Here is a 24,733-nt window from a genome sequence, read left to right on the forward strand (position 1 = left end):
TCAGCGCTCCGCCATCGCTAAGGCCGCTTTGTCGTAGACGCCGCGCATGGCCGCTGTCTGTTTTGTCAGCCTAAACCTGCGGCTGCGTCGGATGGCTGCCTGGCCAAGCTCTCGCCGGAGCTCGGCATCGCTGGAGAGACGATTGAGGCAGGCAGCGAGATCGTGCGGATCGCGCGCGTCAAAGAACATCGCGGCCCCGTCCCATAGTTCGCGATAGGTGGCGATATCGGAAAGCACCAGGGGCGTAGCCGACATGCCGGCTTCCAGCGCGGCCAGGCCGAATGGCTCGTAGAGCGATGGCGATACGAAAACGCCGGCGCGAGCCATCAACGAACGCACCTCGTCGGACGGCACTGCTCCCAGAGGAACAGCATGGCTGAAGCTGACATGCTCGCCGTTTGGGCCGTTCGTCGACCCGGCGGCAAACAGAGGCCATCGCGTCAGGGACGCCGCCTGGTCGACCACCGCGGCATTTTTGCCCTCGTCCCACCAGCGGGCAGCAGCGAACACGAGCGGTTGGTGCTTTTCGGCATTCAGCAGAGGACGGGCACCATTTCTGACCACACTCAAGCGCGCGATCGGGCCGTAGCAGGTCTCTAGCATGTCGGCGTGGCTGCGGCTCGGCGCGATGACCGCGTCGGCCCGATCCATGCCGCGTCTGTTGCGCTCCTTCTGCCAGGCCCATGCCCCATCCGCCGCCTGTCCTCTGACCGCATGGAACCAAGTCGTCACGCAGGAATGGGAGACCACCACGACCGGGCATGGCGCGTCGAATCCCGCTGCCTGCGAAGGCGCGTTGAAATGGACAAGGTCGATGGCGTGGTCGCGCATGGGCGCATGCAACTCCCGCGGCAGCGCGTCGAGATCACCGCCGTTGCGGGTCATCCAATCCGGCGGCGTGTTCAGCCAGATCAGCTTCGCGAAAGCCTCCGCCTCGTCGGCCTGCTGCCTGGACGGTGGCGGACCGAGGCCGGCAAGCACCACGGTATCGCCGCCGTTGACAAGTTCCCTGGCCAGGTCGAGCGCATAGCGCCACACGCCGCCCACGGCGTCGACCGTCATCAGGATGCGCCGCGAGCGCGGCGTCAGTGTCCGCAACATGTCGCCTCCAGTTCCGCCAGCGGACGCGGGCGCCTTTCCTGGATGTCGCTGAACTTCTGGAATGATGCGAGATAGTGATCATGGGCGCGCTCCCAGGCGAGGTCGTCGGGTTCGCCCCAAAGCTCGCGATAGCTTGGCGAACTCGGATATGGATAAAGCGGTACGGGTTCATTGGCCCACACGCCGTTGTCGATGAGGTGCGTTCGCCAGTAGTCCACAAGGGCAGGGTCATCCTCGACGACGCCGATCAGATTGGCCTGTACGAACGGAACGTGACGCCTGGCATTGACGAGCAGCGCGGCAAGTTCCTCGGTACCCAGCCGGCAGCGTTTCGCCAGCATCGCACGACCTTCCACGGTCAGGCTTTCGAGGCCGGCCTCGATGGAGACGCAGCCAGCCGCACCGAGCAGTTCCAGCAGATCGGGTTTCCAAAGGTCGATGCGGGTCTGCACACCGAACTTCACGTCGCGATCGATCAACGCTTCCAGCAGCGCTTTCTGCGGCAGGAAGATTTCATCGATGAAATAAATGTAGCCGACGCCCTGGGCAATCAGCCCATCGATTTCCGCTATGACCGCCTCGTGGTTGCGGCGGCGATAGGCATCGCGGAAATCGATCTTGGCGCAGAAGCTGCAATTGTAGGGGCAGCCGCGCGATGCTTCGACCTCCGCGCCGAACCCAACCTGCTTGTCATCGAACCTGTGATGGTGATGCGAATGGGCTGCGATCCAGTCTGATGGCCATTGGAGTGGCGGATGATCGACAAACGAGCTGGCGTGGACGCCGCCGTTCAAAACCACCTTGGCGTCGCGCAGGTAAGCGGTCGAGGGGACCGCGCTCCAGTCGTCGCGCCGGGCAAGTTCCGCGACGATTTCCTCGCATTCGCCGCGCACAACAATGTCGACGCCAAGCTTGCGCAAGGTTGGCGCGGGCGTAGCCGAGCCATGCGGCCCGACCGCGACTGTGCGTCCACCGCGCCCGGCGAGACGGTTGAGGAAATCGGCCGGCACGCGCAACTCGGGTGGTGCGCAGCGCCAGAACAGATAAGTCGGGGCGGTACTGACGACCGTCATTGCAGGCGCGAAATCAGCCACACGCTCGGAGAGGTCCGAGTTGTCGAGCTTCTGCAATTGCCCATCCAGCATCAACACCTCATGGCCGGCTGTTTCGAGGAGGGATTTCGAATAGCCGAGTTCCAGCGGGAGATGTGGTTGGCGGCAGCCGAAATAGATGCTGTCGTCATAGGTCCAGAACGGGTTTACCAGGGCGATTTTCATGCGACGTACCTCACGACTTCGGGGCGAGGCTGGAGCCGGTGTTGTTGCAGCCAGTCTGCGAGATCGCGAATGCCTTCGCGCCATGAAACACGAGCTTTCCAGCCAAGCATCGCTTTGATCTTGCGGGTGTCGGCGACGAAGAAGGGCTGATCGCCGGTGCGTTCGCCATCATGGCGGATCGAAAGCTCACGGCCGGTCAAGCTACCGATCTCGCTCAACAGCATGCGCAGGCTGATCGCATTATCGGGGCCGCCGCCAAGATTGAATGCCTGTCCTTTGGTCGTCTCGATACGATCGAGCGTGGCCCTGTAGGCGGCGACCGCATCGGAGACATGCAGTATGTCGCGCACTTGTCTGCCGTCGCCGTAAATGGTGATTGGACGTCCCGTCAGCGCACTCAGCAGGAAGTGCGCGACCCAGCCTTGATCCTCGGTTCCGAACTGGCGCGGCCCGTAAATGCAGCTCATCCGCAGCACCGCCGTCGGCATGCCGTAGGATTTGGCATAGTCGAGCACATATTGGTCCGCCGCGCCTTTGGAGCAGCCATAGGGCGTGCAGAAATCCAGGCCGTGGGTCTCGTCGATGCCATTCGCTTGGATGATGCCATCGCAAGGCAGGTAACGATCGCCGTCCTCGCGCACCGCGACGTCGGGCAGGCTGCCATAGACCTTGTTGGTGCTGGCGAAGACCACCGGAACAAACTCACTGCTCAGCCGCGCCGCCTCGAGGACATTGAACGTTCCTCGAAGGTTGATGTCGAAATCCTCGTCCGGTTGGACCAGGCTCGTTGTGACTGCGGTTTGCGCGGCCAGATGGAAGATCGCCTTGGAACTCTTCAGAACGGGCGCAAGCGCGTTGGCGTCTCGCACGTCAATGGTTTCGACCATGAGGCGGCTGCCGTGCTTTTGCGCCAGCCATTCAAGGTTCTGTTCGACGCCGGGGCGGCTGAGATTATCGATCACCAGCACCGGCTCGCCATCCGACAACAGGCTGTCGGCCAGGTTCGATCCTATGAAGCCGCTGCCGCCGACAATGGCGACCGGGGCGGCGCGTCGATTGCGCGTATTCATGACACCAGCCCACGTTCTTCGAGCTCGCGTTTCATGTCGGCGCCGCGGTCGATGGCGGAAGAGTTGCGCACCCAGGAAACGAAATCGGCGAGCGAATTCTCCAGTTGTTGCCTCGGCTCGAAACCGAGCAGCTCACGGGCCTTGGATATATCGGCGAAGCAGTTGCGGATATCGCCGGAGCGCGCCTTGCCGAGCAGTTCTGGCGAGCGGTCCGGCGTTCCCATGGCCTCGGCAAGTACCCGCGCGACGTCGCTGATCGCATAGGCTCGGCCGCTGCCGATGTTGATGACGTGACCCCTTGCCTGGCGTTGCTGCAGCGCAAGACGAAAGGCGCGGGCGACGTCATCCACATGGACGAAATCGCGTTTCTGTTCGCCATCCTCGAAGATCATTGGACGTTGGCCGTTGGCGAGACGCGAAGCAAAATTGGCCAACACGCCGGTATAGGGGTTCGATAACGCCTGGCCGGCGCCGAAGACGTTGAACAGGCGCAGCGCGACCGTATCGATGCCATAGGCTTCGCCGAAGATCAGCACGGCGCGTTCCTGGGCGTATTTCGTCAGTGCATAGATAGAGGCGAGATCGACCGGCTTTTCCTCGTCCGTCGGCAGGGGGGAGAGGGGTTCGCCTTCCGGCGACAGCGGATTCCACTGTCCGTTTTTGATGTCGCTCGCCTTGCGCCGGGCATTGTCGATGCGCCGGCCGTCCGATGTAGCATAGAGGCCCTCGCCATAGACACTCATCGATGAGGCGACGACAATGCGCTCGACCGGGTGTTTGATCAGCGCCTCAAGCAGCGTCGCCGTGCCGAGATCGTTGGTGCCGACATAGCGCGCGATCTCGTACATCGACTGTCCGACGCCGACTTCCGCGGCCAGATGAATGACCGCGTCAACGCCTTCCAGCGCCTTGGCGACTGCCTCCCGGTCCCGAATGTCGCCCTTGATCAGCTCGGCCCCGGCGGGAAGGGCGACTGTTTCGCCTGCGTGCACCTGCTCCAGCAGCACATCCAAAATGCGAACCGAATAATCCTGCTCGATGAGTTCCTGGGCGACATGCCGGCCGATGAAGCCGCAGCCCCCTGTAACCAATATCCGTTTCACGACCACTCCTCAGACAGGTAATCTTGGCGACCCGAACTTTTCGGCAAAAGGTTTGTTCCCTTGGCTTCAACAAAGTTCCTTTGGCCGGCTTCGTCCGGAAGCAGCCACATCGCGCTCGCCGCGCCGTGCCGGAACATTGCCGCCCTTGTGCTGTTAGGACGCCGGCAGCCCCGACGATGCCCGATGTTGGCAACGCCGATGATCAAAGGAGATTTCAATGTCCCAGTCGCAAACGACCACCAATCACGACGAAATCCGCAAATGGGCCGAGGAGCGGGATGGACGGCCGGCAGTGGTTCGCACCAAAGGGGCGGGCGGCATCCTGCGGATCGACTTCGGCAAACCCGAGGAAGCATTCGAGCCGGTGGAATGGGACGAGTTCTTCCGCATATTCGACGAGAACGATCTGGCCTTTCTTTACCAGTCCAAGACTGGTGACGGACAAACCAGCCGTTTCAACAAGTTCGTTGAGCGCAACCAGAAAGGCGAATGACGCATTTCGAGCCGGCCGATTTGCCCGACCTGGTTCTCGGGCCAATTTTTCTGGATGCGGTGGAACAATAGGGGCTCCGATCCTTCCGTCGCTGAACCACAGCCGCAGCAACGATCGAAGGCCTTGGCCCTGAGCGCAGGAGGCGGCGGGGCTGGATAGGCGTCAAAAGCTGGAAACCCGCTACTCGTCCTGCCGTGAAACCAAAACGCCGCTCATCAGTCGTCCTGCTGCTTGCGGTGGCGGTGTTTTTCGATTTCCTCGGGCTCTTCATCGTCGATCCGCGTGATGTTCGAGGCATTGTGGTCTGATCGCAGGATCTCATCCAGTTTGGCGTGAATGGCCTGAGTGTCGCGGTGCTCGGCACGCTGGATGAACAGCGTCATGGCCCACGTAAACAAGGTAGCCGCTCCATGCCAGTCCAGGGTCTGTCGCTCGAAGATCATCCAAAGGATTGCGTAGACCAACAGGATCAGGAATGCCGCGGGGCGGGAGGTTAATGTGCCGATTGAGGTAAGCACGCCGGTGACGGGATGATTGGCCATGCGAAAGAACTCGCGGCAGTGACCGTGGTTCCCGACGGCAGTGCATCGCGCCGGCAGGAGCCAGCTAGGCGCGACGGATGAATTCATGGCGCAGTGCTTGCCGATCGCAGCTACAACGATGACCACTCGATTGCCGGGCGCGCAATCATCAGCCAGAAAATGGCGAGGACGGCGCCGAAAGCTGGGAAGCCGAAGACAAACCAGCGTCTGAACAGCTGATGGTAGCGCTCGGGAGGAGGTTGGTTGGAGAGTGCGGCCTGTGTGGCTAGATTTCGCATCTCGATCTGCATCCACACGACAGGCAGCCAGAACAGGCCCGTTAAGATGTAGAGCAGGATCGAGAGAACGATCCATCCTTCGGACAGCGAATACCCCGCAACCCTAGCGAGGCCCAGTCCGGTCAGAGGTTGTGCGACAACGGCCGTAGCCGTGAACAGGAAATCAGCCAGCACGACAATTCGGGCGACAGCTGCGATCGTCGCGGCATTCCCGGTCCGGTGTGCCAAAAGCATGAAAAAAGCAATGCCGGCACCAGTTCCGAGCAGCACAGCAGCGCCGATCACGTGCAGGTATTTAAGCACGAAGTACATCATCAGCGTTCCTCCAGAATGGCCAGCGCTGCAAAATGCAGAACGAGGATCGGGAGGATTTTGATCAACGGCCCGAGTGGCTCAAGCCAAAGATCCGGCCGCAGAATGCTCCCAGCGATCGCATAGAAAAGCGATACCGCGATTGCGCCGAAAAGACCAAGCCGGCTGGTTGGGCGCCAGGCGATAAGCGCCCCGACGGCGATGTCAGCCAGCGCGCCGGCGACTACCGCCGGTTCGGCCAAGGGGCCGGCGGCAGTGCCAATCAGCAAGTCAACTCCGCTGCGCCAGCCGGCGGTGAGGGAAATGATGCCGGTCATGATCCAGAAGAGCGGCAAGACGACAAAGAGCGCCGGCTTGACGAAGTAAAGACCGGCGAACCATCGCTCCTGCACGGTCGCAGGATTTAAACGCAGTGCAGATGTAAGACTTGATGGTTGAATGCCGGTCGCCGTCATCCAGGGTTGGGGATCGCCGACAGCGCCACGGGCAATCTCTTTTGCTGCATTGCTGCGCATCGGCGGGCGCCAGCCCAACTGAGCCGCGGCATCCCCGAACCTGTACAAGATAGCTGCGGCCCAATTCGGCAAGATGAACTCCCGAGCACTGCTCCATCCGAACCAGCGGCGATAGCGACCCACGACCTCGCTCATCGAAAGTGCCTCGGGCCCAGCCAGGTCCAGCGTGAGGTGCGATGGGCTGCCGGGTTTGAGGAAGAACAGGACGGTGGAGATGACGTCATCGAGTTGGAGGACTTGGAGACGGCCCGTGTCGGGCATCAACGGCAAGAGCGGCAACGCCGCGAGGCCGCGAAAAAGTGCACTTGCGCCGAAGGCCGGCCTTCCCAGTACTACGGAGGGGCGCAGGATGACCCAGTCAAGGCTACGTGCCATCAGTGCTTCATCGCCAGCAAGCTTGCTGGCGGAAAAGGCGGACGGCTGCTGGCGATCGACCCCGATGGCAGAAAAGTGAATCACCTTGTTCACACCTGCTTGCTCACACGCGGTGAAGAGAGCCGAGGCGCCGGTAGAATGGACATGCCGGGTGTTTTCCCGGGCACTATCCTGCAGGACGCCGGCACAGTTTACGACGGCGTTCACACCGGCGAGATAGGGGGTCCAGTCCTGAGGTCGCAAGGCCCGCGCCATATCCACAAAAGCGGTAGGGATCTCCGGGTGGACGCCAGTGTCTGCGTGGTGAAGCACGCGAACCACTTCATGTCTCTCGCCGGCCAGGCGCGCGCAAAGCGCGGCTCCAATCAGACCTGACGCGCCGGTGACGAGAATTTTCATTCATTCCTCCAGCCGTTCACCAGCGCGTGCCCTTCCACCAACCCAGCGGCTGCGGCTGAGAGAACTCTAGCAAAGCCGAAGCCGGTAGTCTCACGCCGGGTGGAACAGGTTCCGGGCATCAACGCAGCCAAAGGTGAGCCGGTACGGTGCGTTCGCATCTGCAGGTCAACTTCGCCGGAAGTTCGTCGCCGGCTCGGCGCAATCGCGGAGGTCGTTATGAATGTGAGTTGCAGCCTTGGCGGCGTCTCCGAACGCAACAGCAATTTGATTGAGCCCCTCGGCCACGTCGCCAATGGCATAGAGTCCTGGCGTTGAAGTCTCAAGGTGTCGGTTGACCAGGACATAGCCTTCTGCGTCACAGTTAGCCCCCAGAGCAACCGCTAGTTCGGAGCGTACGTCGCTGCCCATCGAAGGGTACACCACATCGATGTTGCGCATCGGGGCGCCCTCGGCCATGACGACATCGAACCCGGTTCGTCGAGGGATCAGGTCATCGACAGCGTCCCAGATTTCAACTCCGCCTGCCAAGGCGGCGCCGCGGGCAGCTTCGGAAACATCATCCTGGTTATTGGCGAGCAAGGCGACCTGACTGCCATATCCCTTCAGGAACAGAGCCTCCCTGACGGCGAGATGCTCCGGACCAACAACGCCGATGCGGCTACCCCGGGCCTCATATGCATCGCAAACCGGGCACAGTCTGACAATGCCGGTTGCGATCGCCTCCTCCAGTCTTTCAATGGGAGGTGCCTTGTCCACAATGCCCGTTGCCAGAATCACGCGCCTTGCTTGGACAATCCCGCAGGTGGTCGTCAGAACAAAAAACCCCTCGCGTTTTTCGGCGTGGCCTACGCAACCATGGACAAGGCTCGCGCCGTATAGCTGTGCCTGGGCTCGTAGGCGGCCGAGCAGTTCTTCCCCGCTGATGCCGTCGGGGAAGCCGGGACAGTTACGGGATTTTGGGATGAGCTTGGCACGCGCATGCCCCGCGTCGAGCGAGATCACCGAACGCAGAAACCTGGCTAAATACATGGCTGCAGCGAGCCCCGCGGGGCCGCCGCCGACGATGGCAACGTCAAAAACTTGTGCGCCCGAAAAGCTTGGTTCGCCCGGAAAGCTTGGCATCGGGCCTAACTTCAACTCAACGAGCTTGTTCCACAGGGTCGAAATGGACGCAATCAGGATGCACACTGCACAATAAGAGTGAACTCCAATCGAGTCGTGAAGAGAAAGGCCACTGCCTCATCAAGCCTGCAAAAACCTCGTGGCTCCCAACGCTGTGAGTACAGCACCACTGGGAAAGTGAACGCATCATGGAACTTCGGCTCACCGTCGCGCTTAGTTTGGCGAAAGGGTGGTCTGAGATGAGCGCGACCAGAGAGTTTTTTCAAAACTGGCTACAGGAGAATGTCGGCACACTTCCTGGTCGAGAGGAAGTCAGCGTCGCGGTGCTCGCTCAGCAATTCGAGCAGGATGCCGAGGTGGCTGGTTATGGGCGTGAAGTAAGGGAGGACGAACTCGGAAACATCGAAGATGCTATCGTGCAAGCGATCGAGAACGCCGGGTCCGGGGTGCAGAGCCCGAGCTCGGAAAAGAGCGATCCGGCACCTGTAATGGACGCGTTGGAGGTCGATGATGCCAAGAGCGGACCGTAGCCCCTGACACCTTCTTCTGTTCGCCTGAACAAGCCCCCGGACTGCCATACGAGCCGAAAAACGGACCTTAGGTGCTTTCCCGTTAGTTCCATGCACCATCGAGGAACATTCCTGCCGCCACCGCGTTAGGAAAGTTCCTTCACACCCGGTGCGCCCGTGCTGACTGCTACCCTTCCAGGCGAATGGCTGACCCGGCATGATCAGGGTCACATCTCGCGGCGGGCCGCTCTTGCGGGTATTTGTTGCTGGCTATTGGGTCCTTCCGCAGAAGCCGCGCCACAGCCATCGCCGCTCGTGCGATTTGGCGTGCTGGGATTTGGCACCGCCGCCTGGGAAGTTGACGTCATGCGGCGACATGCGTTGGACACTGTGCACGGCGTATCAATCGAGGCTCAGCGGCTTGCCGGTACCGAAGCCGGTAAGACCGCATTGCTGGCGGGCAGCGTCGACGTCATCGTTTCGGACTGGGTGTGGGTCATGCGCCAGCGCAGCGAAGGCGCTGATCTGGTCTTCTATCCCTATTCTCGTGCCGTCGGCGCGCTGGAACTGCCGCAAGGCTCGCCCATTCGAACTCTTGCGGACCTTAAGGGCAAAAGGCTGGGGATCGCAGGTGGTCCGCTGGACAAAAGCTGGATCCTATTGCGCGCGCTCGGCCTCCGTCAGGTGAAGCGCGATCTTGCTGAAGAGGTGGAGCCAGTGTTCGGCGCGCCGCCTTTGTTGGAGCAGGAATTTCTGGCGGGGCGACTGGATGCACTGCTGACGTTCTGGAATTTCGCCGCCCGTCTCGAGTCAGAGGGGGCAAGGCCTCTGCTCAGTGTCGCGCAAATCCTGCAGGGGCTTGGCGTATCCGTGGACTTGCCGATGCTCGGCTACGTCTTCCATGAAAGCTGGGCGCGGGCCAACCCGGTAGCCCTCGCGCGATTCACGAGCGCGACCGCGGCAGCGAAGTCGCTGCTCGAGTCTTCGGACGACGAATGGCGGGTGCTCGCGCCCCAATTGGGCACGGACGATCCTCACCTACAGGCGGCGTTACGCGCCGCCTATCGAGCCGGAATCCCTCGTCGGTTCGGCAAAGACGAACGTGATGGCGCGGCCCGGTTGTTTGCAATCCTGGCCGAATTGGGCGGCGAGGATCTGGTCGGCAAGGCGACGAGCCTCGATCCTGGTGTCTTCCGGGCCATACCGGCTTGAGCTCGCGCCAATGACCGATGTCCCAGCGTTCCCCATCACAATGCAGCGTTGGCAATCGGCTGCGGCATTGCTGACCATGGTGCTCGTCTGGCAGATTGCATCATCGATCGCCGCCGATCGGCTGTTTCCTGGTCCGGTCCAGGTTGTTTCGGTTCTCCTGCACGAAGTGGTTCGGGGCGAGCTGCCATACCATTTGGGCATCTCGCTTGCGCGCGTCGTGGCAAGCCTCGGGTCGGCAATCGTCATTGGCGCGGCCCTTGGCTACGCGGCAGGCCGCTCGCACAGAGCCGACATATGGATGAGGCCTTGGATCGTGTTACTCCTCAACATGCCGGCGCTGATCACGGTCATTCTAATTTATATCTGGCTTGGTCTTGCCGAGACTGCGCTTGTCCTTGCGGTCGCGCTCAACAAGATCCCCAATGTCGTGGTGACTATTCGTGAAGGCGCCAGCCGGCTGGACAAGGACTTTGCCGAAATGGCTGAGCTCTATCGCTTCGGGCGTGCTGCAAAGCTGCGGCATCTCGTGCTGCCGCAATTGGCGCCGTTCTTTCTCGTCACCCTGCGCAGCGGGCTGGCATTGACGTGGAAGATCGTGCTGCTCGCCGAACTGCTCGGCCGCTCCAACGGCGTCGGGTTCCAGCTACAGGTCTATTTTCAGAACTTCGACGTCACCCACATCCTTGCCTATGCGATCAGCTTCGGCGTTGTGATGCTTGCCATAGAGTATGGACTGCTTGTGCCGTTGGAACGTCGTCTGTTCGCCTGGCGACGCTGATGCTGAGGATCAGGATCGAGGACAAGACTTTCCCCGGTGACGACGGCCAGCGCCGGACGATCTTTCGCGCGCTGTCGCTTGATATAGCCGACGGACAGGTCTGCGTCCTGACCGGCCCTTCCGGTGTCGGCAAGTCGACGCTGCTGTCGATCGTTTCGGGCGTCGACCGCGAATTTCGCGGCAGCGTGAGCGGACGACCGCTTCCGATAGGCATGCTGTTCCAGACACCGAGGCTGCTGCCCTGGCTCACCGCCTTGCGCAATGTAGAGATGGCCATCCCGGATCGCGCGCCCGATGCGGCCCGGTGGCTTGCCGCTGTCGGCCTGAAAGGCAATGAGAAGAGCTATCCGCAGCGACTCTCGGGCGGCATGGCGCGGCGCGTAGCGCTTGCCCGGGCGCTCGCCGTGGAGCCTGCGCTCCTGCTCCTCGACGAGCCATTCGCTTCACTCGACGAGGCGACCGCGCAAGCCATGCGCCGCCTGCTGCAGGATTGTTTCGCCAGTCGGCGGACTACCACGCTGCTGGTTACGCATGATCTCGCCTATGCCTCGTCGCTGGGGGATCGGGTTATTGTTCTGGAGGGATCGCCTGCGCGCATCGTGCGCGATGTCGCAATCTCTGGTGGCGATGAAGCGGGATCGTCGCGGTTTGGGCTGGGGGCGACACAATGAGACTGTTGCTGGGCCTTCTCTTTCTTTTGCTGATCACCGGCCCTGGCGCCACCGAGCAACAGACGATGGTGATCGGGTATATCGGCCAGGAGCGCAAACCGGCTCTGCCCCTTGGACCCCTTGATGAAACCGTCACCGACGACGGCCTGCAAGGCGCACGGCTCGGCATTGCCGACGACGAAAGCACCGGCCGGTTTCTTGGGCAGAAATTTCGGCTGGAGGAAAGGATATTGAAACCAACCGAAACGCCGGACGACGCGGTAAGACAATTCGCCGATGCCGGCATCGCCTTTGTCGTCGCCGATCTCGACGCCAGTCAGCTTCTACAGGCCAGTGCCGCGCCCGGTGCCGAGCAGATGACGTTGCTCAACAGCCGGGCGCCGGACGACGTGCTTCGCCAGCAGGACTGCCGTAGGAACGTGCTGCACACGATCCCGAGCCGCGCCATGCTCGCTGACGGGCTGGCGCAATATCTCGCCTGGAAGCGCTGGCAGCGTTGGTTCCTGCTTGTGGGGCCGCATTCGCAGGATCAGGCGATGGCTGCGGCCTTTCGACGGGCGGCGGCTCGCTTCGGAGCCGAGATCACGATCGACCAGCCGTGGACATTCAGGCCCGCCAACGGACGTGCCGATACAGGGCATGTCACGCTGCAGACCGAAATACCGGCGGTCACGCAGGTCAGCGACTATGATGTGCTCGTGGTCGCCGACGAGGCGGATGAATTCGGCGCCTATCTAGAGGGCCGCACTGCGCTGCCGAGAATCGTCGCCGGCACGCAAGGGCTTGTCGCCACAGGCTGGAGCGCTGTCAGCGAGGAATGGGGCGCCACGCAACTGCAGGACCGTTTCCACAGGCAGGCAGGGCGCTGGATGTTGCCCAGCGACTACGCGGCCTGGCTCGCTGTGCGCAGTATCGGCGAAGCGGCGACGCGCCTGCACAGTCTCGATCCCGCGGCAATCGGCAGATATATACGCGGCGACGCGTTTCTTCTGGCTGGCTTCAAGGGGCAGGGGCTTAGTTTCCGTCCCTGGGACGGACAGATGCGCCAGCCCATTTTGATCGCCGGGCCTCGCCTCTTGATTTCCAGCTCACCGCAACCGGGCTTCCTGCATCAGCGCACGCCGCTCGACACGCTGGGCATCGACCTGGAGGAGAGCACATGCAAGTTCTGATGACGCTGTTGTTGGCGGCGTTCGCTCTTGCTGCTCCCGCCGCCGCCGAGACCATCTACGTTTCCAATGAGCAGGACAATACCGTCGCGGTCGTCGACGGCGTGACAATGACTTTGCTGGCGACGATCGATGTCGGCCGCCGTCCGCGCGGGCTGGCACTGTCGATCGACAACAAGATGCTGTTCGTCGCGGAAGGCGACGACAACCGCATCGACGTGGTCGACCTCGCGAAGCGGCGGGTCGTCGGGGAATTGCCTTCGGGAGCCGATCCGGAATTCTTCGCAGTCCATCCCGATGGCAAGCGGCTGTTCGTCGCCAACGAGAATGACAATCTGGTGTCGGTGGTGGACATCGCCGCGGCCAAGGTCATCGGCACCGTGGATGTCGGCGTCGAACCGGAAGGAATGGCGGCCAGCGCCGACGGCCGCTATGTCGCCTGCACTTCGGAGACCACCAGCATGGTGCATCTGATCGACGCAGGCACGCTTGAACTCGTCGACAATCTGCTGGTCGATACCCGGCCGCGCGCGGCTTTATTCTCGCCGGACGGGAAGCAATTCTGGGTGTCCTCGGAGATCCGGGGCACTGTCACCGTCTTCGACACGGCAACGCGCGCACAGACCGGCAAAGTCGAGTTCGAGGTGCCGGGTATACGACGCGAGGGTGTGCAGGCGGTCGGCATGGCGACGTCTCGCGATGGCACGACCGTCTATGTGGCGCTCGGCCCCGCCAACAGGATTGCGGAAGTCGATTTGAAAACGCTGGCGGTCCGTCGGCTCTACCTTGTTGGTCAACGACCCTGGCACGTTGCGCTCTCCGGCGACGAGAAGCGCCTGGTCAGCGCAAACGGGAATTCCGGCGATATTTCGTTTATCGATCTGGAAAACCAGGAGGTGGTGAAATCGCTGCCGGTAGGGCGGGGGCCGTGGGGCGTCGTGATCGGGCCATGAACGCCTTGTCGGTCGAGAATCTGGGCCATAGTTTCGGAAACCGGCGGGTTCTCGACGGCGTCTCTTTCTCTGTGGCCCAAGGCAGGATGTGCATCTTGCTAGGCCGCAACGGCGCCGGCAAGACGACGTTGTTCTCGCTGATCACCGGTCTTTATCACGCCCGCTCCGGCTCGGTGCATGTCTTCGACCAGGCGATGGATGTCAACCCGTCCGCCGCGTTGGCGCAGATGGGCGTCGTCTTCCAGTTGCCGACCCTCGACCTCGATCTGACGGCCGGCGAGAACCTGCGTTACCACGCGGCCTTGCATGGGCTTAGCCAGGCCTTGAGCAAGGAGCGCTCCATCCACGAACTCGGCCGGCTGGACGTGCTGGACAGGATCGACGATCCTGCCCGAGCGCTTTCCGGGGGGCAGCGTCGCCGTGTCGAGATCGCACGTGCTCTGATGCATAGCCCACGCCTTTTGCTGCTGGATGAGCCGACCACCGGGCTCGACGTGCCGGGCCGCCGCGCGCTCGAGCGGCACGTGCGGGAGCTTTGCCGCCAGCGCGGCATTGCCGTTCTGTGGGCAACACATTTTCTGGAAGAACTAACGGCGGATGACGATGTGGTGGTGCTGCATCGAGGCACAATGCGGTGGGCCGGCCGCGCCGATCGCCTGGCTACCGATCTCGGTGTAGCGAGCACGGGCGAGGCCTTCGCGTCGCTGACGGAGTCCGAATGAAAACGTCTCACGCGGTGCGCGCGCTCAACGGCATCCTGCGCAGGGAGATGCTGCGCACGTTGCGGCAACGCGGCCGGCTGCTCTCGGCGATGGTACGGCCGCTGGTCTGGCTGGCAATCTTTGCCGCTGGCTTCCGCTCCGTTCTCGGTCTGTCGATAACGCCACCCTACCAGACCTATGTTCTCTATGACGTATATGTGGTGCCTGGGCTAGCGGCCATGATGCTGCTCTTCCATGCCATGGCGAGTTCGCTGGCCATGGTCTACGATCGCGAGATGGGCAGCATGCGCCTGTTGCTGACCGCACCATTGCCGCGCTGGTACCTGCTTGCGGCGCGCCTGCTGGCCAGCGTGATCGTCGGCGTGCCGCTGGTCTATTTGTTTCTGTTGGTCGCGCGTTTCTGGGATGTGCGGCCGCCCGTTCTCGGCTACGTCGCGGTATTTCCGGCGCTCGTGCTGGCGGGCCTCATGCTTGGCGCGTTCGGCCTGCTTGTCTCCTCGGTTTCGTCACAGATGGAGAACTTTGCCGGTGTCATGAATTTCGTCATCTTTCCGGTGTTCTTTGCCTCGACGGCGCTCTATCCGCTGTGGCGGCTTGCCGAGGCGGGACCGGTGCTGGCAACAATCGCCGCCTGGAACCCGTTCAGCTCGGCGGTCGAGCTGATACGCTTCGCGCTCTATCTGCGGTTCGATCCTGTCGCGGCGATTGTGGTCCTTGGCTGCCTCATCGCCTTCTTCCTCGTGGCGGTCATCGGCTACGATCCCGGCCGCGGCTTGTGGTCCCGGCGCGGCGGCGAGGGCTGATTTACCTCAAAGCATAGAGATAAGCGGCGATGTCCCGCGCCTGTTGCTCGGTGATCCTCGTCGACGGCATGGCCGTGTGCGGATTGACTTCCCTCGCCGAGCGTATCCAGCGGATCATGTTCTCCGGATTGTTTGCCAGCAGGCCACCGATAAAGACCCTGTCGGCAAGGCCACCGTCCAGGCGGGGTCCGACCTGGCCTTGCGCACCCGGCACGCCGGGTATCGTATGGCAGCCGGAGCAGCCATTCGCCGTCATGATCGGAATGGCGCGGGCGCCTACGCCGCCGGTCGCCGCATCCGACTCGTGCCGGACACGGTCGCGCCGGTCGGACCACAAGGTCGCCGCTGCCACAGCCGCGGTCAGCAGCAGGATTGCGGCAAGGGCGCCCCCGATCAGCCTACCCAGGTCGGAGCGCATGTGTTGCCTCCCTGGTTGCGCTGCTGCTTATCCACAGGCCGGCGAGCAGCAGGGCGGCGCCGCCATAGATCAAGCCGGCCGGAACCCACATTACCAATCCGGCGAGCTGCTGGTCCTCGATCGCGGTCAGTCCCCACAATGCCGCGCCGGCGCCATTCTCCGGATACCAGAGTTTAGGCGACATCAGCAGCAGGACACCGAGCAGGCCGGTATGAAGCGAGGTGAAGAAAAGATGCATGACGGAGCTGCCATAGGTCTGCTGCCGACCGGGGCGCGCAAGGAGCGCCCACCAGAACAGCAAGGCTGTGCCGAGGAAGCTCGCATGCTGGGCATAATGAAGAAAGCCCTGCTGGAGCGCTGCCTGGAACAACGCCGGAATGTGCCAGATCCAGATGGCGACGCCGTGAATGATCGTCGCGTTGAGGGGGCGGATCACCAGGGCCCAAACCGATTGCAGCGTCTTTGCGCGCGTGAGCTTGCCCGTTCCGCGGCGAAGTGAGGCCGGCAAGGACCAGAGCAGGACTGCGCCTGGGCAAGCGGCGACAAGGAGGGGCGCCGCCACCGCCATCAGCAGTTCATGCTCGATCATATGGGCGGCAAACACCCGCTCGCCGAGCGCATGGATGGGGCTGACCAGTGCTGCCGTCAGCACGCCCCAACCGGCGGCGAAAAACAACGCCTGCCGCATCCGCTCGGGACGGCCTCGGCTGCTGCGGCGCCACAACCGAGTCGCTCCGATGGCATAAAGGAAGGCAATCGCGGCCAGCGGAAACGTGATGGGAAATGCGAGCGTCCATCCGGCCTCGGGCGCGCCGGCGCCGTAGCAGATCGAGGTCGAGAAGAACGCGTCGAAGCTCATCGCAGGCACTCGTCGAGAATGAGAGCCGCGCTGCCTTGCATGATGATGACGAGGGCAAACAGCAATGCCGCAAGCATGCCGAGATCGGCGACGAACTGCTCGGTGCTGCGCGTGCGCTCAGGCTTGAAGGCGGCGCCGCCCTGCCGCTTCGCCCGCCATGACAAGGCACCGCCGAGCAGCGAAAGCACGGCGAGCACCAGTGCCACGGGAAGCACCACCGGCACCTGGCGGTTGCACTGCCATGGTACGAGTGCGTAGTTCAGCTGCGTCGAGATTGCCCAAGCCATCGGCCCCGACAGAAGACCACCCCAGGACGTTCCCATTTTCAACGCACGCATCAGCCTAGCCTCGGCATCCAGTAGATGAGCAGATAGATCGGGATCCAGGTCAGCACCACGAAATCCCAATAGAAGACATTGTCGCCGACATCGCCGAAGCGCCGGCCGCTATAGCCATGGCGTGTGAACATCAGCACCGTCAAAACGATGGTGTCGCCGACATCGGTGATCAGGTGTGTGGTGTGCAGCCCGAGCAGCACCCAGAGCATCGAGCCGTAGGCGTTCGTGTCCCAGTAGATGTTCAGCGCCGGGAATTCGAACCAGCGCACGACAAGCGGGGCCAGACCGAGCAGCGACATCACCACCAGCCCGATCCGCACCGGCACGATCGCGCATTGCTTGGCATGGCCGTGGAGGATGTGATTCGGCACCACGCTGATAATGAACAGGATGGTGACGATCGTTCCGGGCCAATGGTTGGGGTGCGGGGCGCTTAGACGCCAGTTGGGCCACAAGGTGGCGAGATAGAGATAAGCGCCGGCGGCCAACGCAAAGCCCATGCCTTCCAGCGCCATGAAGCCGAGCGTTCCCCACCAGGTCGGGCTGCGCGGACCATGTCCAAAGGTTGGGAGGTCCGAAAGATCCAAGCTCGGACGCTCACTCATCCCTCATCCTCCGGGTCGTCCTTGGGCCAGAACCAGCCGATCAAGGTGATGGCGATCGGCGCGGCGCCCCAGACGATCGCCCAGGGCGTGAAGATCGAATAGACAAACGTACCGCCGACGGCGATTGCCGCCAGCAGCGGCCAGATCGACGGTGTCGCCGATTTCTCGCGAATGTCGGGGTGGGCTTCCGCCACGGTTGAGATCAACAGCTCACGGACATCGACGCGGAGACCGGTCGCCACAGGCAGCGCCTCCCGTTCGGCCCAGAGCGGCTCGACATGTGTGACAATCGGTATCCGCGCGAAATTATAGCTTGGCGGCGGCGAAGACGTCGCCCATTCGAGCGTACCGGCATCCCAGGGATTGTTTCCGGCCAGTGCGCCCTTCAACGCGCCGTGTACAAGATTGAAAGTGAACAGTACGAAGCTGAGGAAAAAGAGCACCGCGCCGGCGCTGATGAACAGGTTGATGTTGCCCCAGCCAAGCTCGGCCGGATAGGTGTAGACCCTGCGTGGCATGCCCCAGAGCCCGACGAGATGCATTGGGAAAAAAGCCGCGTTGAAGCCGATGAAAGCCAGCCAGAAATGCCAGCGCCCGAGACGCTCGCTCATCATGCGGCCGCTGATCTTGGGGAACCAGAAATAGGCCGCGCCCAGCAGCGGGAAGACCGAACCGCCGATCAGCACGTAATGGAAATGGGCGACGACGAAATAGGTGTCGTGCACCTGGAGGTCCAGCGGCACCGAAGCGAGCATGACGCCGGTGAGGCCGCCGATGACGAAGATGAAAAAGAAGCCGAACATGAACAGCAGCGGCGTGCGGATCACCGGCCTGCCGTCCCACAAGGTCGCCAGCCAGCAGAAGATCTGAACGCCATTGGGGATGGCGATCAGCATGCTCGACGCGGTGAAGAAGCTGGCGCCGAGCTTGGGTAGCCCCGTCGCGAACATGTGATGGACCCAGAGGCCGAACGAAAGGAAACCGACGGCGATCAGCGACAAGACCAGCCCGAGATGCCCGAACACGGGACGCCGGGCGAAGACCGGGATGATCGCGGAGACCATGCCAGTCGCCGGCAGGAAGATGATGTAGACCTCGGGATGGCCAAAGAACCAGAACAGATGCTGGAAGAGCAGTGCGTCGCCGCCCTCGGCGGGGTTGAAGATATGTGTGCCGACCAGCCGGTCGAGGATCAGGAAGGTCGAGGTGATCATCACCGCGGGCATGGCGAAGACGACGACGAAGGAGGTAACCAGCATTGCCCAGACGTAGAGCGGAATCCTGTCCAGCGACATGCCGGGGGCTCGCTGCTTGAACACGGTGACGATGGTTGCCACCGCGACGGCCAGTGAGGAAACTTCTGTATAAGTGATCATCTGGGCCCAGACGTCGGCCCGCTTGCCCGGCGCGAATTCGGGGCCTGACAGCGGCACATAGGCAAACCAGCCGACGTCGGGCGCCATGTTGAGCGCGAAAGACACCCAGGCGAATATGCCGCCCGAAACATAGATCCAGTAGCTGAACGCGTTCAGGCGGGGAAAGGCGATGTTGCGGCTGCCGACCATCAGCGGGACGAGATAGATGCCTGTCGCCTGCACGATGGGCACGGCGAACAGGAACATCATGGTCACACCATGCATCGTGAACAGCTGGTTGTAGAGGTCCGGGCCGATCAGACCGCGCTGCGGCCCTGAGAGCTGGATGCGCATGGCGACAGCGTTGAGCCCGCCCAGGCACAGAAACACGAAGGCGGTGATCAGATAGCGCCGTGCGACGACCTTGTGGTCGACGCTCGACAGCGCGCCGATGATGCCGGGGGGCGTGCGCCATGTCCGCGCCAGCCAGCGATCCAGGCTGGCATCGTCCATGCCGGTGTCGCGCGGTCCGTCATGCTCGGGTGCGACGTCGCCCGCGGTAGAGGTTTCACGCACCGGCGGCAGGTCGCGTTCGCTTGTGAGGTCCGCGCTGCTCATTTAAGCGCCTCGAGGTAGGCGACCATGGCGTTGAGTTCGTCGCCGCTGAGCTCCACCACCGGCATGTGGGATCCGGGCTTGATGCCCTGTGGGTCGGCTATCCAGGCGGCGAGATTGCCGCGGCTCATTGTCAATGTCCCGGCGGCAAGCGTCTGCCGGCTGGCTATATGGGTGAGGTCAGGGGCGACCGTTCCTCCGGCAGGCGTGCCGCCTATTCTGTGACACATCACGCAAGGGCGCTTCAGAAACAGATCCTGGCCGGCCTTGGCTTCGTCCCCCGTCGGAGTAGCGGCCGGCTGCAACTGGTCGTTCCACCAGGCGTCGAACTTCGCACGCGGCTCGGCGATGATGAAGGTGCCCATGTTTGCGTGCTGCGCCCCGCAGAACTCGGCGCATTGACCTCGGTAAACACCAGGCTTGTCGGCCTTGAGGTCGAGCACGTTCATGTGGCCGGGAATGAGGTCGAGCTTGCCCGAAAGGCTCGGGATCCAGAAGGAATGGATGACGTCGGTCGAGGTCAGAAGAAGCCGCACCGGCTCTCCGGCGGGGATATGGATCTCGTTCGCCGTGGTCAGGATGCGGCTTGGCGTGGCATCCTCATAGCGCACCTCCCACCACCATTGATGGCCGGTGACCCGAATGGTCAGTGCGGCATCCGAGCCGATCGCGGCGAGCGTCCTGTTGGCGAAGAAGCTCAGCAAGGTCAGTCCGATCAGGACAATGGCGGTCAACCCGACGGCGGTCATCACCGCGCGCAGCTTCCGGTCGTCGGCGCCGGCCTTGATCGCGAGCGGCTCCGCCTGCGCGCGCGACCGCATCATCAAGGGCACGACGAGGGCGATCATCACCAGCACCCACACCACGGCGCAGAGCGCGGTGAAGAACCAGATCAGCCATGCCAGTTCGCTCGCCGCGGGACCTTTCGGGTCGAGGGCGGATTGCCAGCCCGCGCATCCCTGGAGCAACAGAGCGCCGGCGGTGGCGAACGCCATCGAGACGAGACGTTTCACGGCGACTTCCCCAGCGTGGCCGCGTCGGGCATGCGGTTTTCCGACGGATGCGCCATCATGTCGTCATTGCGTTGCGGCGCGGCGGAAGACGGCGCGTTGCCGCTCAGCGAGCGCACGAAAGCCGCAAGCTCCCAGATCTGGTCGTCGGGAATCTTGTCGCGGAAGCTCGGCATGCCGTTTGGCCGACCGTCGCGGATCGTGGCATGGATGCTTTCGATCGAGCTGCCATAGAGCCACTTCTGGTCCATCAGGGCCGGCCCCATGCCGCCGCCGCCATTGGCGTGGCATCCCGAACAGTTGAACCAGCCGAAAAGCCGTTTCCCTTCGCTCATATGGAAGGCGTTGGCCTCGAAGCTCGCCGCCTTGTTATCGCTGGCGGGGGGGCGCTGTCCGCCGGGCTCCAGCGTGGTCACAGGCGTCGGCTGCTCGCCCGATCCGAGCGCCGATTGCGGGCGCGTGTCACGTTCCTCGCGCTGGCAGGCAGCGAGCGCCAGGACTGGAAACAGGAGCATGGCCACAACGGCTCTCATCGCACCGGGCTCCCCGAGGCATCGAGGCGCGGCACGCCGTACTGTGACAGCAAGGCATCTATCTCGACCTTGTGCCTGGAGAGGGCGCCATTGACATCGCCGCGCAGCGCATCGTCTTCGCGGCGGACGCCCATCGAGATGTCGTAGATCATCGGCAGTTGCGGTCCGTCGATGCGGGGCGCAACCGGCGTGATGCGGAGCGGCACCTTCTGCCTGGCGGCGAAGTAGCCGGCGAGGGGGCCCCAGACCACGGCAAGGTCGATCTCGCCACTCGCCACCGCTTCGACGATGCGCGCCGGCGGGTTGGGGGCGGAATAGTCGCCATAGACCGGATAGCCAACGAGGTGCCCGACGATACCGCGGCGGCCAAGCGCCTGGACCGGAGGCGAATTGGCGCCATCGTCGCCGATGAGCTGAACACCGATCCGCATGTCGCGCAGCCGCGGATCATTGAACGATGCTACGTCGGGGCCGTCCCTGCGGGTGACGAAGACATAGGACGATCGGTAGTAGGGCGTGGTGGTGCGCAGCATTTCGAGGTTGCTCGGCGTGCCCGGCACGAGATCGCACAGGCCCGCCTTCAGCGTGTTGCGGATGAAGCCGCGACGCTGCGCCCACCAGGTATAGGTCAGCTTGGCGCCGAGATCGGACGCAACGATTTCGGCGATCCTGTTCTCGAAGCCCTGACCTGCCGCGTTGGAGAACGGCAGGTTGTTCGGATCGGCGCAGACCCTCAGCTCACGTGCGTCGGCTGTGGCCGTCAAGAACACGAAGGCGATCGCGGCCATGCCGATCGCCAGCCGTTGGCACCCCTTTCGCGCCGGACCTACGGTCAAGTACAATCCATCAAGGCAGCCGGAACACATAAAGCGTGCCTCCCGAGGTTGTCGCGTTCTTCAGATCCTTCATGGCATTGACGAAACCGAGCGCGGCGGTGGCGTCACGCGGGTCAAGATCGCCCGATACAATGGCGCCGGCCCAGCCGCCGACGCCTGAGAGGATGGCGACATATTGGTGCCCGTCGGGACCGCGATAGGTGATGGGCTGGCCGATGATCCCGGACGAGGTCTTGAACTGCCAAAGCAGGTCTCCGGTCTTGGCGCTGACCGCCTTGAACCAGCCTTCCATCGTGCCATAGAAGACAACGTCGCCGGCGGTCACCACCGCGCCGCTCCACACCGGGAAATTCTCCTTGAGGCTCCAGGCGGGTTTCTCCGCGGCGATGTCCCAGGCGGTGAAGGCGCCGCGATTACCGCCGGGCCCTGGTATCATGCGGACGTTCATGCCCACATAGGGCGTGCCGGCAATGTAGTTCACCTCGACGCCTTCTTCATCCATGCACAGATTGTTGTGCGGGATGTAGAGCAGGCCGGTCTTCGGCGAGAACGCGGAAGGCTGCCAGTCCTTGAGGCCCGACGCCGTCGGACAGATATCGCGAACGACCTTGCCGGTGCCGGTCTTCTTGTCCGGGTTTACGATCAGCCGACCGGTTTTCAGATCCACACCTTTGCTGGAGTTGACCGGACCAAACGGTTTTGCCGACAGCACCTCGCCGGTTGTCCGGTCGAGGATGTAGAGATAGCCGTTGCGCTCCGGCCGGATCAGCACCTTGCGCGGCTTGCCCTGCCAGGACATGTCGAGCAGGATCTGCTCGTTGATGCCGTCATAATCGTGGAGGTCATGCGGGCTCCATTGATAAAACCATTTCGCCGCGCCGGTGTCGGCATCGCGCGCGAAAATGCCAGACGTCCACTTGTTGTCGCCCGGCCGCAAATCCGGATTCCATGGTCCGGGATTGCCGGTGCCGTGGAAGATCAGGTTCAGATCGGGATCATAGGAAATCCAGCCCCACATGTTGCCGCCGCCGATCTTCCAGGCTTCCGGCGGCCACGTCGTGACGCCAAGATCCTTGCCTTTGTCCATGTCGTAGTGCGGCTTGAAGTCCGATCCGATCAGCACGTCCTTGTCCGGCCCGGTGCTATAGGCGATCCAGACGACATGACCGTCGCCGGCGTCGAGCGCCTTTACCCAGCCGCGAACGCCCATCTCGCCGCCGGAATTGCCGACCAGCACTTTGCCCTTCACCACAAGCGGCGCCATGGTGATGGTCTCGCCGATGTTGATGTTGCCGACATGAGTGTTCCAGATCGGCTTGCCCGTGTTCGCATCAAGGGCAATCGTGTGGCCGTCCAGCGTATTGAAAAAAATGCGCCCGTCGGCGAATGCCACCCCGCGGTTGACGACGTCGCAGCAGGCCACTCCCTGTGCCGCCGGCTCGGGATTGGGTTCGTACTTCCACTTCATCGGGGCGCCGGGCTTGGAGAGATCGAGCGCATAGACGAAGTTGGGAAAGGGCGTCACGATATACATGGTGTTGCCGACGACCAGCGGCGCTGCTTCCTCGCCCTTGTTCACGCCTGTCGAGAACGTGAACGCGACCTGCAGGTTCTTGACGTTGCCTTCATTGATCTCGGAGAGTTCGCTGAAGCGCGTCGACGCGTAGTTCTTGGCCGGCATCGTCCATTGGCCGTCATCGGGTGGCGAGGCTGCGGCTGGCGGTACGATCGCTGGTGTTTTAGGAGGCTCGGACGCAGCGCCCAGAAGCAGCACGCAGGCGAGCAGCGTCACCAGAAGGATAGCGCCAAAGGAATTCCCGGCTGCCAATTTGCGGGTACGTCGTTCTACGTCAACGCGCGTTAATGCCAACTGCGGCATAGCTTTCATTTATTGATCGAGCCTCCCACGCCGGCGCCGAGTTCGGCCGCGATGTCGGCCTCCGTTCCGGCACAAAGCGGATGGCCCCAGCCCGAAGCGCTTTTGCCGCCGGGGTCCAGATCGTAGACAATGGCATCCTTGCGATTTGGATTGACGCCTGCCGGGACCTTGTCGAAGCCGAGCGCCGCGCGGATACGCCAGGCGACATTGTGATCGGCGCATGAGGAGTCGCCTGAAACGCCGAGGCCGCCGACAATGCTCTTGCCGTCGTAGAGGGCAAGCCCGCCGCCAAACACCACGACGCCTCCGATCGGCTTGCCGACGAGCGGGTCGCCGGCGCTTCCGAACGTTTTGGGATCGCCCGTATAGGCCGCGGCCTGGTTGACGGGATTGGTCTCCTGCAGGCCAAATAGCGGTCCGCCGGGCTGCACCCCCGCATAGAGATTGGCCGTCGAGAGGGCCATCTGAGCCAGGCTGAGACCGTTGGCCGTGTTGGCTTTCTCCGCTGCTATGAGCCGACTTCCCGGCCATTGCGAGTCGGGGGTGGGGCCGCTGAACGCAATCGCGCAGACAGTGCCGTCACGGGCAACGATGGCTGCCCATTCGTTGGTTTCAAAGCCGCCATTGGCTGGTCCGCCGCTTGCCTTCACGTTGGCTTTGAGGGCTGCAAGCAGCTTATCGTGATCGGCCGGACAGGGTTCCTGCGCCATGGCCTCGTGCCCGTGGAACAGGCCACCCATCAGCAACAGCAGGCCAAAAAGAGGTACGAAAAGCTGCGAGCGATACATTGTCCTGGCATTCGTTTACAAAACAAGGACCACCCAGGCAGACCGCAGAATGCGAGGATACGTCCAATGGGTCAGTGCCTAACTCGCGTAATG

General features: G+C 62.7%; 27 protein-coding genes. 9 read left to right on the top strand and 18 right to left on the bottom strand.

The window, feature by feature from the left end:
* The 4 genes from NKI31_RS10800 to NKI31_RS10815 are packed head-to-tail and all read right to left on the bottom strand — an operon-like array spanning window position 1 to window position 4,551.
* Window positions 1-1,101, bottom strand: a complete 1,101-nt coding sequence (locus NKI31_RS10800; RefSeq protein ID WP_031209094.1) for a glycosyltransferase family 4 protein — start codon at window positions 1,099-1,101, stop codon at window positions 1-3.
* Window positions 1,086-2,378, bottom strand: a complete 1,293-nt coding sequence (locus tag NKI31_RS10805; protein ID WP_023729531.1) for a TIGR04295 family B12-binding domain-containing radical SAM protein — start codon at window positions 2,376-2,378, stop codon at window positions 1,086-1,088. The genes NKI31_RS10800 and NKI31_RS10805 overlap by 16 nt, the downstream gene beginning before the upstream one ends.
* The gene (locus NKI31_RS10810) at window positions 2,375-3,448 is read right to left on the bottom strand and encodes a GDP-mannose 4,6-dehydratase (protein ID WP_352651476.1); all 1,074 of its coding nucleotides are present in this window, start codon (window positions 3,446-3,448) and stop codon (window positions 2,375-2,377) included. Before NKI31_RS10810 ends, NKI31_RS10805 begins: the two co-directional genes overlap by 4 nt.
* Entirely contained in the window at window positions 3,445-4,551 is a 1,107-nt protein-coding gene (locus tag NKI31_RS10815) for an NAD-dependent epimerase/dehydratase family protein (protein WP_023733216.1), read from the bottom strand. The genes NKI31_RS10810 and NKI31_RS10815 overlap by 4 nt, the downstream gene beginning before the upstream one ends.
* Window positions 4,552-4,768: 217 nt before the next feature.
* On the opposite strand from NKI31_RS10815, the gene NKI31_RS10820 reads away from it, so the two are divergent.
* Window positions 4,769-5,044, top strand: coding sequence for a hypothetical protein (locus NKI31_RS10820; protein ID WP_023667991.1), 276 nt, complete (start codon window positions 4,769-4,771; stop codon window positions 5,042-5,044).
* A 215-nt stretch (window positions 5,045-5,259) separates the two neighbouring features.
* On the opposite strand, the gene NKI31_RS10825 is transcribed toward NKI31_RS10820, so the two are convergent.
* The 4 genes from NKI31_RS10825 to NKI31_RS10840 form a co-directional block, all read right to left on the bottom strand.
* Window positions 5,260-5,586 carry a low affinity iron permease family protein gene (locus NKI31_RS10825; protein ID WP_023687797.1) on the bottom strand — a complete coding sequence of 109 codons (327 nt, stop codon included), beginning with the start codon at window positions 5,584-5,586 and terminating at the stop codon, window positions 5,260-5,262.
* A 110-nt stretch (window positions 5,587-5,696) separates the two neighbouring features.
* Window positions 5,697-6,179, bottom strand: coding sequence for a DUF2269 family protein (locus NKI31_RS10830; protein WP_023681104.1), 483 nt, complete (start codon window positions 6,177-6,179; stop codon window positions 5,697-5,699).
* Window positions 6,179-7,465 (bottom strand): SDR family oxidoreductase, encoded by a 1,287-nt coding sequence (locus NKI31_RS10835; RefSeq protein WP_352651477.1) that lies wholly within the window; start codon window positions 7,463-7,465, stop codon window positions 6,179-6,181. The genes NKI31_RS10830 and NKI31_RS10835 overlap by 1 nt, the downstream gene beginning before the upstream one ends.
* A gap of 165 nt (window positions 7,466-7,630) precedes the next feature.
* A complete protein-coding gene (locus tag NKI31_RS10840) occupies window positions 7,631-8,587 on the bottom strand; it encodes an NAD(P)/FAD-dependent oxidoreductase (protein WP_352651478.1) in 957 nt (318 codons plus the stop codon).
* 188 nt (window positions 8,588-8,775) lie between these two features.
* Here NKI31_RS10840 and NKI31_RS10845 point away from each other — a divergent pair, with 188 nt between their 5' ends.
* From NKI31_RS10845 to NKI31_RS10880, 8 genes are all read left to right on the top strand, one after another.
* Entirely contained in the window at window positions 8,776-9,117 is a 342-nt protein-coding gene (locus tag NKI31_RS10845) for a DUF768 domain-containing protein (RefSeq protein WP_023696361.1), read from the top strand.
* Between the two features lie 156 nt (window positions 9,118-9,273).
* Entirely contained in the window at window positions 9,274-10,308 is a 1,035-nt protein-coding gene (locus NKI31_RS10850) for an ABC transporter substrate-binding protein (protein WP_352651479.1), read from the top strand.
* 10 nt (window positions 10,309-10,318) lie between these two features.
* On the top strand, window positions 10,319-11,086 hold the full coding sequence (locus tag NKI31_RS10855; RefSeq protein ID WP_352651480.1) for an ABC transporter permease: 768 nt from the start codon (window positions 10,319-10,321) through the stop codon (window positions 11,084-11,086).
* Window positions 11,086-11,757 carry an ABC transporter ATP-binding protein gene (locus NKI31_RS10860; protein ID WP_023829136.1) on the top strand — a complete coding sequence of 224 codons (672 nt, stop codon included), beginning with the start codon at window positions 11,086-11,088 and terminating at the stop codon, window positions 11,755-11,757. The genes NKI31_RS10855 and NKI31_RS10860 overlap by 1 nt, the downstream gene beginning before the upstream one ends.
* Complete coding sequence (locus NKI31_RS10865; RefSeq protein WP_352462698.1) at window positions 11,754-12,929, top strand: lanthanide ABC transporter ABC transporter substrate-binding protein PedA1; 1,176 nt, start codon at window positions 11,754-11,756, stop codon at window positions 12,927-12,929. The genes NKI31_RS10860 and NKI31_RS10865 overlap by 4 nt, the downstream gene beginning before the upstream one ends.
* Entirely contained in the window at window positions 12,917-13,879 is a 963-nt protein-coding gene (locus NKI31_RS10870) for a PQQ-dependent catabolism-associated beta-propeller protein (protein ID WP_352651481.1), read from the top strand. Before NKI31_RS10865 ends, NKI31_RS10870 begins: the two co-directional genes overlap by 13 nt.
* Window positions 13,876-14,601: a lanthanide ABC transporter ATP-binding protein PedB/LutE gene (locus NKI31_RS10875; protein ID WP_023824782.1), complete on the top strand. Its 726-nt coding sequence runs from the start codon at window positions 13,876-13,878 to the stop codon at window positions 14,599-14,601. The genes NKI31_RS10870 and NKI31_RS10875 overlap by 4 nt, the downstream gene beginning before the upstream one ends.
* Window positions 14,598-15,404, top strand: coding sequence for a lanthanide ABC transporter permease protein PedC (locus tag NKI31_RS10880; protein WP_352651482.1), 807 nt, complete (start codon window positions 14,598-14,600; stop codon window positions 15,402-15,404). The genes NKI31_RS10875 and NKI31_RS10880 overlap by 4 nt, the downstream gene beginning before the upstream one ends.
* 1 nt (window position 15,405) lies before the next feature.
* On the opposite strand, the gene NKI31_RS10885 is transcribed toward NKI31_RS10880, so the two are convergent.
* Genes NKI31_RS10885 through NKI31_RS10930 form a run of 10 tightly spaced genes read right to left on the bottom strand, consistent with a single transcriptional unit; the run spans window position 15,406 to window position 24,640 of the window.
* Window positions 15,406-15,822 carry a c-type cytochrome gene (locus NKI31_RS10885; RefSeq protein WP_023712217.1) on the bottom strand — a complete coding sequence of 139 codons (417 nt, stop codon included), beginning with the start codon at window positions 15,820-15,822 and terminating at the stop codon, window positions 15,406-15,408.
* Window positions 15,803-16,681 (bottom strand): cytochrome c oxidase assembly protein, encoded by an 879-nt coding sequence (locus NKI31_RS10890; RefSeq protein ID WP_352651483.1) that lies wholly within the window; start codon window positions 16,679-16,681, stop codon window positions 15,803-15,805. Before NKI31_RS10890 ends, NKI31_RS10885 begins: the two co-directional genes overlap by 20 nt.
* The gene (locus NKI31_RS10895) at window positions 16,678-17,019 is read right to left on the bottom strand and encodes a hypothetical protein (RefSeq protein WP_023681115.1); all 342 of its coding nucleotides are present in this window, start codon (window positions 17,017-17,019) and stop codon (window positions 16,678-16,680) included. Before NKI31_RS10895 ends, NKI31_RS10890 begins: the two co-directional genes overlap by 4 nt.
* Window positions 17,019-17,624 (bottom strand): cytochrome c oxidase subunit 3, encoded by a 606-nt coding sequence (locus NKI31_RS10900; protein WP_023681116.1) that lies wholly within the window; start codon window positions 17,622-17,624, stop codon window positions 17,019-17,021. Before NKI31_RS10900 ends, NKI31_RS10895 begins: the two co-directional genes overlap by 1 nt.
* A complete protein-coding gene (gene ctaD, locus NKI31_RS10905) occupies window positions 17,621-19,597 on the bottom strand; it encodes a cytochrome c oxidase subunit I (RefSeq protein ID WP_352651484.1) in 1,977 nt (658 codons plus the stop codon). Before ctaD ends, NKI31_RS10900 begins: the two co-directional genes overlap by 4 nt.
* Entirely contained in the window at window positions 19,594-20,607 is a 1,014-nt protein-coding gene (gene coxB, locus NKI31_RS10910) for a cytochrome c oxidase subunit II (protein WP_023668010.1), read from the bottom strand. The genes ctaD and coxB overlap by 4 nt, the downstream gene beginning before the upstream one ends.
* Window positions 20,604-21,137, bottom strand: coding sequence for a c-type cytochrome (locus NKI31_RS10915; protein WP_023668011.1), 534 nt, complete (start codon window positions 21,135-21,137; stop codon window positions 20,604-20,606). The genes coxB and NKI31_RS10915 overlap by 4 nt, the downstream gene beginning before the upstream one ends.
* A complete protein-coding gene (locus NKI31_RS10920; protein WP_023754469.1) occupies window positions 21,134-22,003 on the bottom strand; it encodes a substrate-binding domain-containing protein in 870 nt (289 codons plus the stop codon). Before NKI31_RS10920 ends, NKI31_RS10915 begins: the two co-directional genes overlap by 4 nt.
* On the bottom strand, window positions 21,984-23,861 hold the full coding sequence (locus NKI31_RS10925; protein ID WP_352651485.1) for a methanol/ethanol family PQQ-dependent dehydrogenase: 1,878 nt from the start codon (window positions 23,859-23,861) through the stop codon (window positions 21,984-21,986). Before NKI31_RS10925 ends, NKI31_RS10920 begins: the two co-directional genes overlap by 20 nt.
* Complete coding sequence (locus NKI31_RS10930) at window positions 23,858-24,640, bottom strand: heme-binding protein (protein ID WP_023712209.1); 783 nt, start codon at window positions 24,638-24,640, stop codon at window positions 23,858-23,860. Before NKI31_RS10930 ends, NKI31_RS10925 begins: the two co-directional genes overlap by 4 nt.
* Between the last annotated feature and the right edge of the window lie 93 nt (window positions 24,641-24,733).

Source organism: Mesorhizobium sp. M0659 (assembly GCF_040320605.1).
GTDB lineage: Bacteria > Pseudomonadota > Alphaproteobacteria > Rhizobiales > Rhizobiaceae > Mesorhizobium.

Excerpts from the sequence above, each read along its gene's own strand:
- NKI31_RS10900 (WP_023681116.1), bottom strand. The coding sequence starts at position 17,624 with ATGAGTGAGCGTCCGAGCTTGGATCTTTCGGACCTCCCAACCTTTGGA.
- NKI31_RS10885 (WP_023712217.1), bottom strand. The coding sequence starts at position 15,822 with ATGCGCTCCGACCTGGGTAGGCTGATCGGGGGCGCCCTTGCCGCAATC.
- NKI31_RS10890 (WP_352651483.1), bottom strand. The coding sequence starts at position 16,681 with ATGAGCTTCGACGCGTTCTTCTCGACCTCGATCTGCTACGGCGCCGGC.
- NKI31_RS10800 (WP_031209094.1), bottom strand. The coding sequence starts at position 1,101 with ATGTTGCGGACACTGACGCCGCGCTCGCGGCGCATCCTGATGACGGTC.
- NKI31_RS10835 (WP_352651477.1), bottom strand. The coding sequence starts at position 7,465 with ATGAAAATTCTCGTCACCGGCGCGTCAGGTCTGATTGGAGCCGCGCTT.
- NKI31_RS10810 (WP_352651476.1), bottom strand. The coding sequence starts at position 3,448 with ATGAATACGCGCAATCGACGCGCCGCCCCGGTCGCCATTGTCGGCGGC.
- NKI31_RS10830 (WP_023681104.1), bottom strand. The coding sequence starts at position 6,179 with ATGATGTACTTCGTGCTTAAATACCTGCACGTGATCGGCGCTGCTGTG.
- NKI31_RS10915 (WP_023668011.1), bottom strand. The coding sequence starts at position 21,137 with ATGAGAGCCGTTGTGGCCATGCTCCTGTTTCCAGTCCTGGCGCTCGCT.
- NKI31_RS10920 (WP_023754469.1), bottom strand. The coding sequence starts at position 22,003 with ATGTGTTCCGGCTGCCTTGATGGATTGTACTTGACCGTAGGTCCGGCG.
- NKI31_RS10825 (WP_023687797.1), bottom strand. The coding sequence starts at position 5,586 with ATGGCCAATCATCCCGTCACCGGCGTGCTTACCTCAATCGGCACATTA.
- NKI31_RS10820 (WP_023667991.1), top strand. The coding sequence starts at position 4,769 with ATGTCCCAGTCGCAAACGACCACCAATCACGACGAAATCCGCAAATGG.
- NKI31_RS10840 (WP_352651478.1), bottom strand. The coding sequence starts at position 8,587 with ATGCCAAGCTTTCCGGGCGAACCAAGCTTTTCGGGCGCACAAGTTTTT.
- NKI31_RS10870 (WP_352651481.1), top strand. The coding sequence starts at position 12,917 with ATGCAAGTTCTGATGACGCTGTTGTTGGCGGCGTTCGCTCTTGCTGCT.
- NKI31_RS10855 (WP_352651480.1), top strand. The coding sequence starts at position 10,319 with ATGACCGATGTCCCAGCGTTCCCCATCACAATGCAGCGTTGGCAATCG.
- NKI31_RS10875 (WP_023824782.1), top strand. The coding sequence starts at position 13,876 with ATGAACGCCTTGTCGGTCGAGAATCTGGGCCATAGTTTCGGAAACCGG.
- NKI31_RS10895 (WP_023681115.1), bottom strand. The coding sequence starts at position 17,019 with ATGCGTGCGTTGAAAATGGGAACGTCCTGGGGTGGTCTTCTGTCGGGG.
- NKI31_RS10925 (WP_352651485.1), bottom strand. The coding sequence starts at position 23,861 with ATGAAAGCTATGCCGCAGTTGGCATTAACGCGCGTTGACGTAGAACGA.
- NKI31_RS10880 (WP_352651482.1), top strand. The coding sequence starts at position 14,598 with ATGAAAACGTCTCACGCGGTGCGCGCGCTCAACGGCATCCTGCGCAGG.
- NKI31_RS10860 (WP_023829136.1), top strand. The coding sequence starts at position 11,086 with ATGCTGAGGATCAGGATCGAGGACAAGACTTTCCCCGGTGACGACGGC.
- ctaD (WP_352651484.1), bottom strand. The coding sequence starts at position 19,597 with ATGAGCAGCGCGGACCTCACAAGCGAACGCGACCTGCCGCCGGTGCGT.
- NKI31_RS10845 (WP_023696361.1), top strand. The coding sequence starts at position 8,776 with ATGGAACTTCGGCTCACCGTCGCGCTTAGTTTGGCGAAAGGGTGGTCT.
- NKI31_RS10865 (WP_352462698.1), top strand. The coding sequence starts at position 11,754 with ATGAGACTGTTGCTGGGCCTTCTCTTTCTTTTGCTGATCACCGGCCCT.
- NKI31_RS10930 (WP_023712209.1), bottom strand. The coding sequence starts at position 24,640 with ATGTATCGCTCGCAGCTTTTCGTACCTCTTTTTGGCCTGCTGTTGCTG.
- NKI31_RS10805 (WP_023729531.1), bottom strand. The coding sequence starts at position 2,378 with ATGAAAATCGCCCTGGTAAACCCGTTCTGGACCTATGACGACAGCATC.